Origin of the sequence: Sphingomonas sp. ABOLG (assembly GCF_003950435.1) — a bacterium.
Taxonomy (GTDB): Bacteria; Pseudomonadota; Alphaproteobacteria; order Sphingomonadales; family Sphingomonadaceae; genus Sphingomonas; species Sphingomonas panaciterrae.
Window position 1 is genome coordinate 19,028 of sequence record NZ_QQWW01000008.1, and the last position, 14,571, is coordinate 33,598.

Below are 14,571 nucleotides of genomic sequence, written 5' to 3' on the forward strand. Positions count from 1 at the left end.
AAGCGGCGCGGCATCATGTTTGGACAGGGTCGCCGCACACCGTCATGACTGTTTTCTGAATCTCGGGGGTAACAAGATGAAATATACGTTGGCGCTGCTCGCTGCGGGCACCATGCTGGGCGGCATCGCGGAGGTGGCCAGCGCGCAGGGGAAGGCCCGGACGCAGGCCGTCGCCAGCGCGCAGACCTATGACGCCAAGCAATGGTCGGGTCTGCGCTATCGCCATGTCGGCCCCTGGCGCGGCGGGCGCGTGACCACCGTGACGGGCGTGCCGACGCAGCCGCGCACCTTCTACATGGGCACGGTCGGCGGCGGCGTGTGGAAGACCACCGATTCTGGCCACAAATGGGTCAACACCACCGACGGCCAGATCAGGGTCGGCCCGATCGGTGCGGTTGCGGTGGCCGACAGCAACCCCGACATCGTCTATGCCGGCACCGGATCGTCCAAGATCCGCAGCAACGTGTCGATCGGGCGCGGCATCTACAAATCGGTCGACGGCGCCAAGACCTGGACCTTCATGGGCCTGCCCGATGTCGGCCAGATCGCGACGATCCGCGTCAATCCCATCAACCCCGATGAAGTGTTCGTCGCGGCGAGCGGCAATCCGTTCGCGTACAGCAAGGATCGGGGCGTCTATCGCACGCGCGACGGCGGGCGCACGTGGAAGAAGGTGTTCTTCCTCAACGAACGGCTGGGCGCGGCGGATGTCGAATATCACCCGAGCAACCCGGCGGTGCTCTACGCCACGATGTGGCACGGGCTTCGCCAGCCGTGGTCGATCATCTCCGGCGGCAAGGAAGGCGGCATCTACAAATCGGTCGATGGCGGTGACAGCTGGACGAAGCTGGGCGGCGGCCTACCCACCGGTTTGTTCGGGCGCGCCAATGTCGGCGTCAGCGCCGCGGCGCCCGACACGCTCTACGCCTTGATCGAGGCGAAGCCGGGCCAGGGCCTGTACCGGTCGAACGATGCGGGCGCGACATGGACGCTGGTGAACGGCGACGGGAAACTCGTCACCCGGCCGTTCTATTACACCACGCTGGGCGTCGATCCGAGCAATGCCGAGCGCGTGTTCGTCGGCAACGAGGGATGGTTTGAATCGCTCGACGGCGGCAAGACCTTTGCCACCCGCCCCACCCCGCATGGCGACAACCATGACGTGTGGATCAACCCCGCCGATCCCAAGGTGATGGTGCAGGCCAATGACGGCGGCGCCAATGTTTCGCTGGACGGCGGCGCGACATGGAGCGTGCAGAGCAACCAGCCGACGGCGGAGCTCTACCAGGTCGCCGTCGACAACCAGTTTCCCTATCGCCTCTATGGCGCGCAACAGGACAATACGACCGTGATCGTCCCCTCGCTCGCGCTGGGCGACGGGCAGGATTATCGCGTCGGCCCGGGGTGCGAGACGGGGCCGATCATGCCCAAGCCCGACGATCCCAACATCGTGTGGGGCGCGTGCAAGGGGCAGTTCAGCCGCATGGACGTGCGCACCAACTTCAACGAGGAGCGGTTCTGGATCGGCAGTGAATCCTTGTACGGCAACGATCCCGATCGCCTGCGCTATCGTTTCCAGCGGACCGCGCCGATGGAAGTATCGCCGGTCGAGCCGAACACCGTCTATTACGGGTCGCAATACGTCCACCGGTCGCGCGACGGCGGCGTGACGTGGGAGACGATCAGCCCCGACCTCACCTGGCGCCCGGCGGACAAGCAATTCGCCTCGGGCAGCCCGATCACCATCGATGCGACGGGCGAGGAAGTCTATTCGACGCTCTACGCCATTCGCGAGAGCAAGGTGCGGCCCGGCGTGATCTGGGCCGGATCGAACGACGGCCTGATCCATGTCACGCAGGACGGCGGCAAATCGTGGCAGAACGTCACGCCCAAGGGGCTGCCGCAGGGTGGCCGGGTGCAGAATATCGAGCCGGGCGTGCGCGAACCGGGCACCGCTTATGCCGCGATCTACCGCTATCTGATGGGCGATTTCGCGCCCTACATCTATGCGACGCGCGACTATGGAAAGACGTGGACGCGGCTGACCGACGGGCGCAACGGCATCGCCCCGGACGAGCCGACGCGCGTCGTGCGCGAGGATCCGGAACGCCCCGGCCTGCTCTACGCCGGTACCGAATATGGCCTGTACGTGTCGTTCGATAATGGCGCGCGCTGGCAGAACTTCCAGCTGAACCTGCCGGCAACGCCGGTCACCGACCTGCGGCTGGCGCATGGCGACCTGGTGTTGTCGACGCAGGGCCGCGGCTTCTACATCCTCGATAACCTCAGCGTGCTGCGGCAGCTGCCGACCGACGGCACGCTGGATGCGACGCGGCTCTACAAGCCAGCACGTGCGGTGCGGATCAACGCATCGGGCGACAAGGGATCGGACCCGAATGTCGGGCCGGAGCATATCCTGCCGGGGGCGCAGATCGATTACTTTATCGCGCCCGGCACCGCCGCCACGCCGATGGTCCTCACCATCCGCGACGCTGCGGGCGCAGTGGTTCGCCGCTTCACCAGCGATACCGGGGAGGCAGCGACGCCGGGCGGCGGCGGCGCGGATGACGATGGGCTGGGCCGCTATCGCCCGACCTATCCGACGCGCCTCGATGCGACGCCGGGGATGCATCGCTTCATCTGGGATCTGCGTACTGCCGGCACGCAAGATGGTGCGCCGGCCAGCGGCGGCCGCCGCGCGCCGACCGGGCCGATGGTGCCGCCGGGCAGCTACACGGTCGAGATGGTCGCAGGCGGCATCACCACGCGCCAGCCGCTGGAGATCGTCGAGGATCCCCGCATCCTGGCGAGCGGGATCACCAACGCCGATCTGGTGGCGCAATATCAGCACAACCAGCGCACGCTGAAGCTGGTGCACGACACCAACCTGGCGGTGTCGCGCGTCACCCAGGCGCAGGCCGCGCTGGCCAAGCAACCCGATGCCAGGCGCGAAGAGGCGCTTAATGGCATCGCGCAGCGGCTGATCACGCCCAGGATCCGCTACAGCCAGCCGGGGCTGCAGACGCATGTCGTATATCTCTACAATCAGCTGAACGGCAGCGACCAGAAGGTGCCGCCCGATGCCGCCGCGCGCTACACCGAATTGCGCGGTGCGATCGACGCGATCACGGCCGAGCTTGATGCGCTGTTGGGGCCGGTGACCAAGACCGAGCTGGCCGCCTACCGCAGCGGCGGAGACGGCGCGATCCTCAACATCGCCGACACCACTGAGGATGAAACCGAAAGCGACAATTAAGAAGAAAGGCTGCCGGCGCCCTGCGGCGCCGGCAGCCGATCCGTCAGGCCCGATCCCTCAAGCGTTACCCGTCAGAAGCGGGTACGCAGGCTGAGGCCGATCACGCGCGGCGGGCTGGAGGTGACATAGACGCTGGGATAGGTCACGCCGTTGCTGACCACCGGGGCGAGCACCGAACTGGTCGCGCTGGTGGTCTTGTTCACCGCGCCGATCACGTCGAACACATTGTTGGCGAAGACATAGAGGCCCCAGCGGTCCCCCTTCTGCACGCCGAAACGAAGGCCGACGGTGGCAAAACCGGGCAATTCCATTCCCGCCGCGGTGATGTTCGGCGCGGTGCGATCGTACACCGTCCACGAGGAGCTGCGGTAGCTGATGTTGCCGTGGTAGAAGATCTCCATGTCGTTGCCGATCGGCTGGGTGTAATCGGCCGATCCCTGCGCGGTCCATTCGGGCGAATAAGGCACGGTATTGCCCTTGCGCCCGATCCCCGCCAGCACCGCGCAGCCGAGGTACGGCGGCGCGCCGGTGCACAGGTTGATCCCCGACGGCAGCGAAATGTTGTCCTGCAATTTCGCCGAGGTGTAGCTGCCCGAGGCGCGCAGTGCGAGGCCGTCGATCGGGTAATAGGCCGCATCCATTTCTGCACCGCGGATGCGCGTTCCGCTTGGCGTGTTAGTGATGAAGCCGAACGCGCCCTGGTAGGATGCGGAGATCTGCACGTTGCTCCAGTCCATCTGGAACACGTCGACGTTCAGCGTCACCTTGCGGTTGAACAGCGACGTCTTGAGGCCGATCTCGTAATTCCACAGCTGATCGGAATCATAGGTGGTGGCGTAGCTCGGCAGGCCCAGCGTCTGGTTGACGCCGCCGGGGCGATAGCCCTGCGAGGCGAGGCCATAGAGCATCACGTCGCGGCTGAACTTGTAGCTGGCGTTGAATTTCAGCAGCGTGCCGTTCTCCTTGCCCGACAGCTCCGAGAACGGCAGCCGCACGTTGCCCGCGACATAATTGGGAATGATGACTTCGGCGCCGGTGCTCTTTTCATATTCGAACCAGCGCGCGCCGGCGGTCAGCTCCAGCTTGTCGTTCACCTGCCACGTCGCCTCGCCGAACACGGCGATCTGCTTGAGCGTATCGGCGATGGTGCGATCGAGGTGCGTCGTCGAGCCGAAGCCGTAGGGCGCGTTCGAATAGCCGCTGGGATACAGCTGCCGCCCAGTCGTGGGATCGACCGTGTTGAGCAGGCTGCGTGTAAAATTGTCGCGATTGCTGTGGAAGAAACCGACCGTCCATTTGATCGCATGTTGCGCGTCGGCGAGGCGGATTTCCTGCGTCGACGTCTTGGTCGATTGCGGCTGATAGGCGGTCAGGCTGCCCCAGCTGGTGACGAAGCGCTGATATTCCTCCGGCGAGCAGCCGTTGGCACCGCCGATCAGGCCACGATTGCAGTCATTGGCGAAATTGCCATAGCCGGGCACGCGATTGGCCGCGATGTTGCCGGTGAAATAGCGGCTGAAGAACGGCGCGTAATCAAAATTCACCGCCAGATCGCGCTTCGAATAGGAGGCGATCGCGGTCAGCGTGGCGAAGCTGAAATCCCAGTTGAGCGTGCCGCTGTACAATTGGAACTTGTCCGATTGCGGGGTCTGCGTGCGCAGGTCCTGGTCGAAGCGGCGGCCAAACAGCTGCTCACGCGTGAGGTTCCAGTTCGGGTTGAAGCCGTCACGATCCTGATAGACCGCCATGCCGTCGATGGTGAGATTCTCCATCGGGCGGAAGCGCAGCAGCAGGCGGCCGCCATAGCTGCGGTTCTTGTTGTAATCCTTCAGCCCCAGCACGCTGTTGTCGAGGAAGCCGGCGGTGCGATCCCAATAGCCGACCGCGCGAACCGCGAGCACATCCTCGACGATCGGCACGTTGACGACGCCGTCGATATTGGCGCCCGCTCCGCTGCCGTGGCTGACGGTGCTGACCTGCGCATTCACCGCGCCCTCGAAATCGTTGAGATCGGGCTTGTTGAAGATAAGGCGGATCGTGCCGCCCATCGAGCTGGCGCCGTAGAGCGTCCCCTGCGGGCCGCGCAGCACCTCGGCGCGCTCGACGTCGAACAGGCGAATGCCGGGCTGCGTGCCGCCGGCGTCGTTGCTGACGCCGCTGGTGCCGGTGATCGGCGTTTCGTCATAGTAAAGCCCGACGAGCGGCTCGCCCGGCGCATAAAGATTGCGGATGATGACTCGGCTGCCGCCGTTCGCATTCTCGTTGATGATGAGGTTCGGCGTGGTGCGGGTGAGTTCCTGCGAGTCCGTGATGCCCTGCGCCACCAGCGATTCCGACGTCACGGCGGAAATCGCGAGCGGCGTCTGCTGAAGGCTGGTCGCCCGCTTCAGCGCGGTGACGACGATGTCGCCGGGGCTGCTGGTGTCCGCCGCCTCCGGCTCAGCCGTCGGTACGGCGGGCACGTCGGCCTGCTGCGCGAGCGCGGAGGTGGAGGCGGCCAGCAGCGAAACGCCAAGCAGCAGCCATCGTCCGCGGAAACACCGCGTTGAACCCGTCGTCATCTTTGAGCCCCCCTAGAACCCGAATGGTTTGGTTTGATCTGCGTCCCTGTTCCGATCGAAAGCGTGCGCCAGTCCGCCAAGCCGTTCACCTGCCAGCCGCGCCGCCCCTTCCTTTAAAAGACATAAAACTGTCGCGAAGCGCCGAACGCAATCCTAAATGTTGCAGCGCCGAACATTTTTTTGAGGTTTAGTGTCCTAGGATACGAGTTGTTGTTAGCGCGAAACGTCTAAGTTCCTGGAACTTCTTCATCCACCTGAGATGGTAAGGCCGATTCGGAGCGTTCTGCCCGGTGCCGGCAATCCGATCTGCGGGACGATCCGGTCATCGAACAGATTGTCCCCGCGCGCGAACACGTCGGCGGCGACCCCGGCGAAGCGCACGCGCTGGCTCATCCTGACGTTCACCGACGCTGATCGCGGCAGCGCCACCAGCACGCCGTCCGCATCGGCCGAATAGGCGCGGCCGGTGTAGAGCACCTCCGCCAGCGCGCCGAACCCTGATTGGCCGTCGTAATCGCCATAAATCCGGCCGATCACGTCCGGCTTTTCGGCGAGCCGATCGGTCTGGTCGCCGGTCGTCCCCTTGCGCCGCGAGCGGGCGAAGGTGCCATTGCCGCCGAGCGTCCATTCAGGGGCGGGATGCCAATAGGCGGTCGCCTCCACGCCGATCACCTGCGAGCCAATGAGGTTGATCCGCTGGCGCAGGCGGCCGACGTTGCGCTGGTCGATCGTCCCGTCGAGATCCTGCACGAAGCCCGCGACGGATGCGCCGGCCGCGTCGCTGCGCCATTCCGCGCCAAGATCGGCGCTGACGATGCGTTCGGGCTGCAGATCGGGATTGAGCAGGAAACGGTTGAGCGCCTGGCCGAACAATTCGCGCATGGTGGCGGGGCGGATCTTCCGGCCGACCGCCGCGCGGATGCGCCATTCCTCGGCCGGGGCCCAGGAAAGCCCCACCCGGCCGGTCCATCCCTTGGCATCCGGAGTGTCGGGCTTGTCCCCGGTTTCCAGATAATAGACGCGGTCGTAGCCGACGCCGATCTCGCCGGTGATCGCATCGGTCAGCGCGGTGGTGGCGTCGAGGCCGAAGCTCCAGTTGCGCTGGCGATAGTGGAGAAAGGCGGGGAGCAGCGCGGGCGGCTGGCCGCGCGTGAATGTCGTGTCACGCTGGTCATGCTGCGAATCCAGCACATTGGCCGAGGCGATGATCCGCGTGCGGCCGAGCTGCTGGGTCAGCAGCACGCGCGCGCCGACGGTATCGTCGCGATTGGCCTCCTGCGAATTGCGCACGGTGTAGGTATCGTCGGTGTAGCTGTCGATCGTCTGGCGGAACCGTTGGTACCAGCCGACCAGATCGAGCGCGGTGGTCGGCCCGAGCACCAGCCCGGCGTTGGCCGACACCAATGAATGCTGGAGCGTCGGATAGCGCCAGTAGCGCGCGCCGTCCGGCCGATCGCTTTCGGGCGCGATCCCCTTGTTCGCATCGACATGGAAGGCGGTAACCGACAGCAGATGATCGCCGATCGAGGTGCCGACACGGCCGAACACGCTGGCGATCTCGCGATCGGTGTTGGTGCGCAGGGCCCCGCGCTGCGAGAAGGGCAGATCGGCATTATCGGCGATCCGCTCGCCGTCGCGGGCGGCGTAGCTGCCGCCGATCATCACATCGGTGCTGCCGCGGGTGAAGGGCGCTACCGCCTCCACCTCACGCAGTCCGCCGCTGCCGATCATGCCGCGGACATGGCCGTGGGCAGGGCGCGGCGGGGTGAAGCTGACCGCGCCCAAGGCGCTGACGCCGTAAAGCGGGGCGAGCGGCGCGGCGGCCACCTGCGCCCGGCCGGCGAGCGCGGCGGGAAACAGGCTGAGGTCGAGCCGGTTGTCCCACGGCACGTTGATCGCCGCGCCATCGTAGAACAGCGCCACCTGCCGTTCGGCGGCATTGCGGACAAACGCAATCGCTTCGCCGCGCGAGTTCACCGGCACATAGACCGACGGCAGTCGACGCAGGATCTCGTCTGCCGCGACCGCGTCGACCAGCGCGATGTCGCGGGCGTCGAGGACATGGCGGGTTTCGAGCGGTTGCGGCGCCCGGCCCTGCGGCAGGGAAACGACGATGTCGCCGGTCGGGTCGGGCCCGTCCTGCGCCATGGCGGTCGTTGCCAGCATCATCGCCAGCAACGCGCCGCCCCCCATTCTTACGCTCACCGACATTATCTGCGTCCCCCAACCTGAACGGCGAACGGCCGGGGCAGCACCACGCCCCGGCCGCCTTGTTGCGCGCTTAATGCTCCATCCCGACCTGCTCGTCCTCGGGCATCCAGCTGGCAAGGGCCTCCGCGCGGTCGCGTTCCAGCTGGACGCTTGCGACCAGCTTCACCGGCGCGACGCCCTGCTGTGACAGCTGGCCGTTGAGCTGGGCGAGGTCGCCTGCCTTGATCTGTTCCCATGCGGCAAGCTGCTGATCGGCGACTGCCTTCAGCTTGGCATATTCCTCATGGTGCTGCTGCGCCGGCGCGGTGTCACCCTGCGACACGGTGCTGGCGAGCGAGATCAGCATGTTGTTGAGGCGGATCGGATAGTTGAGCGGATCCTGCGGGGCGACGTTCTTCACCTGGATAAGCACATCCTCGACCGCGGTCGCCTTTGCCTCCACCGCATCGGCGGCGCTGACCAGCGCCGGCTTGCCGGCCGCCGCCTTGCGCACGTCACCCAGCTGCTGATGCAGCGCGCGCAGTTCGAGTACCGCGGTCTGCACGCGATTGAAGTCGCGGTTGATCGCGGAGACCAGATCATATTGCTGCTTCAGCTCGGCCTGGGTCACCGTCAGGTTCGGGTTGGGCGTGATCGTCACCGGCTGGACCTGGCTCTTGCCGTCGACGGTGAGGCGGATCTTATACTGCCCGGGCAGCACCACTGGCCCGCCGCGCGCGTTGCGCCACAAGGATGCCTTGGGCACCTTCACGGGCCCTTCTTCGCGGAAATCCCAGACGAAGCGGTTGATCCCGGCGTTGCGGGTGAGCTTCGCCGGCTTGCGGCCGCGACCTTCCTCTTCCTCGCCGTCATCAGCGCCCGGCGCCTCGACGGCGGGATAGGTGCGGATCACGCGATCGGTCGCATCGAGGATCTCGAGCTTGATGCCATTGTCGACCGGCGGCTTGACCGCACCGGTCGCCGTCGCACCCGCCGTCGACGGCGCATCGGTGGTTTTCGGCGCATAGCTGGCGTCGGCCTTGCCGGCGCCCTTGGGCTCTGCCTGCCCTTCCTTCAGGTGGTAATAGATGATCACCCCCTGCGGCGGATTGGTGCCGGTCGGGCCGCCCGTGCCGTTGCCATAGCCGGTGTAGAGGATGCGCATCGTGTCGCGCGGCTGGAAGAGGTGGACGTCCTTCTTCGCGATGTCGGGCGACCATTGCCGCACCGCGCTGAGATCATCGAGCACCCAGAAGGAGCGGCCGTGCGTCGCCACCGCGAGATCTCCGGCGCCGGCAATGGCAAGGTCATGCACCGGGCTGCGCGGCAGGCCCATCTGGAACGGCTGCCATTGCTTGCCGCCGTTGAAGGAGATGAACACGCCGTTCTCCGTGCCGGCATACAGCAGCTCCGGCCGCGCCGGATCGGCGCGGATGACGTGCATATAGGCGTCCGCCGGCAAGCCGTTGGTGATCGACGTCCACGTCTTGCCATAGTCGTCGGTGCGGAAGGCATAGGGCTTGAAATCGTCGAGGCGATGGCGGTCGGCGGACACGTACATCGTGCCCGGGCGGCGCGGATCGGGCTCCACCATGTTGACCGTCGCCCATTCGGGCATCGCCTTGGGCGTCACATTCTCCCAGCTGCCGCCTTCGTCGCGGGTGACGTGGATCAACCCGTCGTCGGTGCCGACCCAGATCAGCCCCTTCTGCACCGGCGATTCATTCACGCTGAAGATCGTGTTGTAATATTCGACGCCGGTATTGTCCTTGGTCAGCGGACCGCCCGAGGATTGCTGCTTCGACTTGTCGTTGCGCGTGAGGTCGGGCGAGATCTTGGTCCAGCTCTTCCCCTCATTGTCGGTGCGCCACAGCACCTCCGTCGCATTGTAGAGGACGTTGGGGTTGTGCGGCGAATAGAGAAGCGGCTCGGTCCATTGCGGGCGATGCTCGAGATCTTTCGCGGCCCAGCCCATCGCCTCGCGCGGGAACGGGCCGATCGGTGTCAGCTGGCCGGTCTTGTGGTCGTAGCGGGTGACGTAATTGCCGTAGCTGTTGGCGATGGTGACGTCGGGGTTCTTGGGATCGGCGATGACATAGCCGCTTTCGCCGCCACCGACCGCGTAGAAGCTTTCCTGCCCGATCGGCCCGCGCACGTTGCCGCTGGCGATCGACACGGTGCTGTTGTCCTGCTGCGCGCCATAGATGCGGTAGGGCACCTGCTTGTCGACGGAGATGTGATAGAATTGCGCGGTCGCCTGGTTCATGCCGGTGGTCCAGCTGGCGCCGCCGTTGACCGACACGTTCGCGCCGCCGTCATTCCCCTCCACCATGCGATCGGTGTCGTTGGGATTGATCCACAGCGAATGGTTGTCGCCGTGGAAGGTCGGCATGGTCTTGAACGTCTTGCCCGCGTCCTCCGACTTGTAGGCGTTGACGTTCAGGACATAGACCTTGTCCTTGTTCTTCGGGTCGGCGATGACATGGGTGTAATACCAGGCGCGCTGGCGGAAATCGCCGCGATCGCTGATCCGCTGCCAGCTTGCGCCGCCATCGTCGGTACGGAACAGCCCGCCCTCCGCCGCCTCGATCAGTGCATAGACGCGCTTCGGATCCGCCGACGGGGCGACGCCGATGCGGCCGAGAATCCCCGCGGGAAGGCCGTTGCCGGTCACTTTCTCCCACGTCGTGCCGCCGTCGCGTGAGCGATACAGGCCGCTGCCGGGCCCGCCGCTTTCCATCGTCCACGGCTTGCGATGGACCTGCCACATGCCCGCCCAGAGCGTATTGGGATCGTTGGGATCCATCTGCACGTCGATCGCGCCAGTCTTCTGGTCGACGAACAGCACACGCTGCCACGTCTTGCCGCCGTCACGCGTGCGATAGACGCCGCGTTCCGGATTATCGCCGAACGGATGGCCGAGCGCCGCGACGAATACCGTGTTCGGATCGGTCGGGTGGACGACCATGCGGCCGATCGCCTGGCTGTCACGCAGGCCGGCGAACTGCCACGTCTTGCCGCGATCGGTGGACTTGTAGACGCCGTTGCCGGTGATGACATTGCCGCGGATGTTCGCCTCGCCCGTGCCGACGTAGATGACGTTCTGATCCGACGGCGCGACCACGATCGCGCCGATCGAGGGCGATGCCTCGTGCAACTTGTCCCACAAGGGCTGCCAGCTGTTGCCCCCGTCCTCGGTACGCCACACGCCGCCGCCCGACGCGCCCTGGTAGAAGGTATCGGGTTCCTGAATCACGCCGGCGACCGCACTGACGCGCCCGCCGCGGAACGGGCCGATCAGGCGATATTGCATGCCCGCGAACGGCGTTGCGGCCGCAACCTTCGCCTCCTGCGCGATGGCGACCTGCGGCAGCATCGTCAGCGGGGTGCCGGCAAGTAACAAGGCGAAAATCAGGCGTCTTTTCATGAGCGATCCTCCGAAAGAAAAAGAACAAGATCGCCGCGACAAAGGCACGCGATCGAATTGCGGTATGAGCCTGTGTGTGTAAGCGTCCCTGACGAAGATCCGTGAAAAAGCGGGCCAACGGGGACAGCAGAATGGCAACAAAGGCAAAGCTGGATGCATTCGACACGCGCATCCTGCAGATACTGACCAATAACGGGCGGATTTCCTGGCGCGATCTGGCGGACGAAATCGGGCTTTCGCTGACACCCACCTTGCGCCGCGTGCGCCGCCTCGAAAGCGAAGGCTATGTGCTTGGCTATACCACCCGCCTGAACGAGCGACGGCTGAGTGGTGCGATCGAAGCGATGATCTCGATCACGCTTGATCGTCAGTCGGATGAGGCGTTGACCATATTCGAACGCAACATCCAGGACGTGGAGGAAGTCACCGACTGCTATCAGATGACGGGGGATTATGATTATCTGGTACGTGTCGTCGTGGACGACCTCGAACATTATCAGGCGATGCTCGGCACACTGTCGCGCATCCCGATGCTGTCGCGAATCAATTCCAGTTTCGTGCTGAAAACGGTGCTTCGGCGCCCGGTGAAGGTGTCGTAATCGATGAACGGGGGCATGGCGAGGGCGCCTGGGACACGGACCAGCGTCGCGCGACATCGCGCGCGCGCTGGCGCAACCTGGCAATCCCCCCTGCTTCATCCGCCCCCGCTTCCGAAGCCGGCAAGCTAGGCGAGAAGCGTTGAGCCTGTCTCGCCAAAATTCAGTGCGTCATCCATAGGCTTTGGTTAAGTCGAACCAAGACTTGTTTGTCTTTTGGTGCTTATGCGCCGCGAGACACGAAAAGTTACATTGCCAACGTTCAACATACTTGGCCGCGTCGACGCAGCCGGTATGAGAGCCCGATGTCCGCCCAGCGTCTCTTGCGCAAGATCCATTACTGGCTGTCGCCGGCCCTGTTGATCAGCCTGTTCGTGATCGCAATCACCGGGTCGCTGCTGGCGCTGAAGAAGGATGTGGATTTCCTGCAGCCGCCAACGCGGGACGGCATTGCGCCGGGGCTGCCCGACCGATCGCTGGCGTCGCTTGTCACATCGGTGAACGCGCTGCCCGCGCATGCCGGGGTGACGTGGAAGGACATCGACCGCATCGACGTGCGTCCCAAGGATGGCATCGCAAAAGTGATCCTGAAGTCGCGGCATGAAGTGCAGGTCGACCTGACGAGCGGGGCGGCGGTCGACACCGGCTATCGCACCTCCGACCTGTTGGAGACGATCCACGATTTCAGCTTCATGGGTGACTGGGCGAAGTATGTGCTGTCGTTCGGATCGGGGATCGCGCTGATCTTCATGGGCGCGACGGGGGTCTATCTGTTCGCGCTGCCGATGCTGGTGCGGCGGCGCAAGCGCATCGACAAGGAACGTCGCCGCCCGTCAGCTTGACCGCGACGGATCGGTCACGGCGTCGAACGCGCGCGCATCGTCCGCACCGGCGCCCGGCATCGATCCCGTCTGCCGTTCGATCCAGCGGTGGATGACCGAGGGCTGCGCATCCAGCCACAGATCGTGCAGCGCATCGCTGTTGGCGATATCGGCGCGGGTACGCCGTTCATTGTGCCGCACATATTCAAGCCAGGTCGGAAAATGGAATCGCTCCATCCACAATTGCGGATCGGCAAGGTCGCGCATCAACGTCCAGTCGCGCGCGCCGTCGCGCCGCCGGATGCGGCGACGTTCACTCATCACGCTGAGGAAGGCGGGAATGTCGGCCTCTGCGATGCGATGTTCCACCGTGATGACGACGGGGCCGGTGCGCGGTTCCACCGGTACGGCGGTGTCGGGTTCGCGCCAGGTGTTCGCCGGATCCAGGTTGAGCTGGCTGATCTCCGGCAGGCGGCGGATCGCGCCGGCGAGGACGCTGAGCAACTGGACCCCCGCCGCACTCAGCAGCGCGATGGCGACGCCGTGCGTGCCGGCGACCGATCCGAACAGCCAGCTGCCCGCCGCCATGCCGCCGAACGCCGCCATCTGGTACAAGGCGACCGCGCGGGCGACGACCCAGCGCGGCGAGGCGAGCTGGACGCTGACGTTGAAGGTCGACAGCGCCAGCACCCAGCCAGCGCCCGCCAGCGCGAGGGCAGGCAAGGCGAGCAGGAAGATGCCCGCAGCGGTCACTGCGGCACCGACGGCGAGCGCCAGCGCGGCGATCTGCACGATCCCCTCGGTCGCCATGCGCATCCGCAAGCGCCGCGACGCCAAGGCGCCGCCGACCGCGCCGACGCCGAACGCGCCGTACAACAGGCCATAGACCAGCGGCCCGCCGCCAATCAGGTCGCGCGCGACAATCGGCATCAGCGCGGGGATCGCGCTGGCCGCGACGCCGAACAGCGCCGCGCGGCCCAGCACCATGCGGATCGACGGTGACATGCGCACGTAGCGCAGCCCCGCCGCCATCGCGAGGCCGAGCCGCTCGCGCGGCAGCTTGCGCGGCGGCAGGTTCGGGCGCCAGCGTGCAATGACGACGATCAACCCGACGTAGCTGAGGGCGTTGATGAGGAAGGCGGTCGCGGTGCCCGCCGCCGCGATGATCGCGCCACCGATCGCGGGGCCGGCGCTGCGCGCGATGTTGAACCCCATGCTGTTGTACGCGACCGCGCTGGACAGCATCGGACGCGGTACCATGTCGCCAACCGACGCCTGCCAGGCCGGACCGTTGATCGCGGTGCCGCAGCCGATCAGAAAGGTGAAGATCAGCAGCAGCCAGGGCGTGATCCAGCCCAGCCACGTGCCGATCGCGAGCAGCGCGGACACGATCAGCATGAAGCTTTGCGCGGTGAGCAGGATGCGGCGCCGGTCGAGATTGTCGGCCACTGCGCCGGCCCATAGCGACAGCAGCATGATCGGCAGCGTCGTCGAGGCCTGGACCAGCGCGATCATCTGCGCCGAGGCGCCCAGGCTGGTCATCATCCACGAGGCGCCGACCGCCTGGATCAGCCCGCCGAAGTTTGACGACAGGCTGGCGATCCATACCGCGCGAAACAATGGAAGGCTGAAGGGGGAGTCGGCGGCGAAACGCATCCCTGGTGGAATGCAGAAGCCGCCCGCATGATCCGTCCCGCGGGCGGATCATCGATCTTTTGCC

Annotated in this window: 7 protein-coding genes; 3 read left to right on the plus strand and 4 right to left on the minus strand. The window is 65.6% G+C overall.

The window, feature by feature from the left end; translation table 11 throughout:
- Positions 1–76: 76 nt before the first annotated feature.
- Positions 77–3,256, plus strand: coding sequence for a sialidase family protein (locus tag CA236_RS10850; protein ID WP_206430546.1), 3,180 nt, complete (start codon positions 77–79; stop codon positions 3,254–3,256).
- 71 nt (positions 3,257–3,327) lie between these two features.
- Here the strand turns inward: CA236_RS10850 and CA236_RS10855 are convergent, their stop codons facing one another.
- The 3 genes from CA236_RS10855 to CA236_RS10865 form a co-directional block, all read right to left on the minus strand.
- Complete coding sequence (locus CA236_RS10855) at positions 3,328–5,817, minus strand: TonB-dependent receptor (protein ID WP_125945604.1); 2,490 nt, start codon at positions 5,815–5,817, stop codon at positions 3,328–3,330.
- 246 nt (positions 5,818–6,063) lie between these two features.
- Positions 6,064–8,010 carry a TonB-dependent receptor gene (locus CA236_RS10860; RefSeq protein WP_164518913.1) on the minus strand — a complete coding sequence of 649 codons (1,947 nt, stop codon included), beginning with the start codon at positions 8,008–8,010 and terminating at the stop codon, positions 6,064–6,066.
- A gap of 88 nt (positions 8,011–8,098) precedes the next feature.
- Entirely contained in the window at positions 8,099–11,434 is a 3,336-nt protein-coding gene (locus CA236_RS10865; RefSeq protein WP_206430547.1) for a glycosyl hydrolase, read from the minus strand.
- Positions 11,435–11,565: 131 nt separating this feature from the next.
- Here CA236_RS10865 and CA236_RS10870 point away from each other — a divergent pair, with 131 nt between their 5' ends.
- Positions 11,566–12,033, plus strand: coding sequence for an Lrp/AsnC family transcriptional regulator (locus CA236_RS10870; protein WP_125945606.1), 468 nt, complete (start codon positions 11,566–11,568; stop codon positions 12,031–12,033).
- Positions 12,034–12,335: 302 nt separating this feature from the next.
- Entirely contained in the window at positions 12,336–12,872 is a 537-nt protein-coding gene (locus tag CA236_RS10875) for a PepSY-associated TM helix domain-containing protein (protein ID WP_046408258.1), read from the plus strand.
- Here CA236_RS10875 and CA236_RS10880 read toward each other — a convergent pair.
- The gene (locus CA236_RS10880) at positions 12,864–14,507 is read right to left on the minus strand and encodes an MFS transporter (protein ID WP_125945607.1); all 1,644 of its coding nucleotides are present in this window, start codon (positions 14,505–14,507) and stop codon (positions 12,864–12,866) included. The two genes, CA236_RS10875 and CA236_RS10880, sit on opposite strands and share 9 nt — an antisense overlap.
- Positions 14,508–14,571: the final 64 nt, after the last annotated feature.

Coding starts and splice junctions, on each gene's coding strand:
- CA236_RS10855 (WP_125945604.1), bottom strand. CDS start 5,817: ATGACGACGGGTTCAACGCGGTGTTTCCGCGGACGATGGCTGCTGCTT.
- CA236_RS10880 (WP_125945607.1), bottom strand. CDS start 14,507: ATGCGTTTCGCCGCCGACTCCCCCTTCAGCCTTCCATTGTTTCGCGCG.
- CA236_RS10870 (WP_125945606.1), top strand. CDS start 11,566: ATGGCAACAAAGGCAAAGCTGGATGCATTCGACACGCGCATCCTGCAG.
- CA236_RS10865 (WP_206430547.1), bottom strand. CDS start 11,434: ATGAAAAGACGCCTGATTTTCGCCTTGTTACTTGCCGGCACCCCGCTG.
- CA236_RS10875 (WP_046408258.1), top strand. CDS start 12,336: ATGTCCGCCCAGCGTCTCTTGCGCAAGATCCATTACTGGCTGTCGCCG.
- CA236_RS10850 (WP_206430546.1), top strand. CDS start 77: ATGAAATATACGTTGGCGCTGCTCGCTGCGGGCACCATGCTGGGCGGC.
- CA236_RS10860 (WP_164518913.1), bottom strand. CDS start 8,010: ATGGGGGGCGGCGCGTTGCTGGCGATGATGCTGGCAACGACCGCCATG.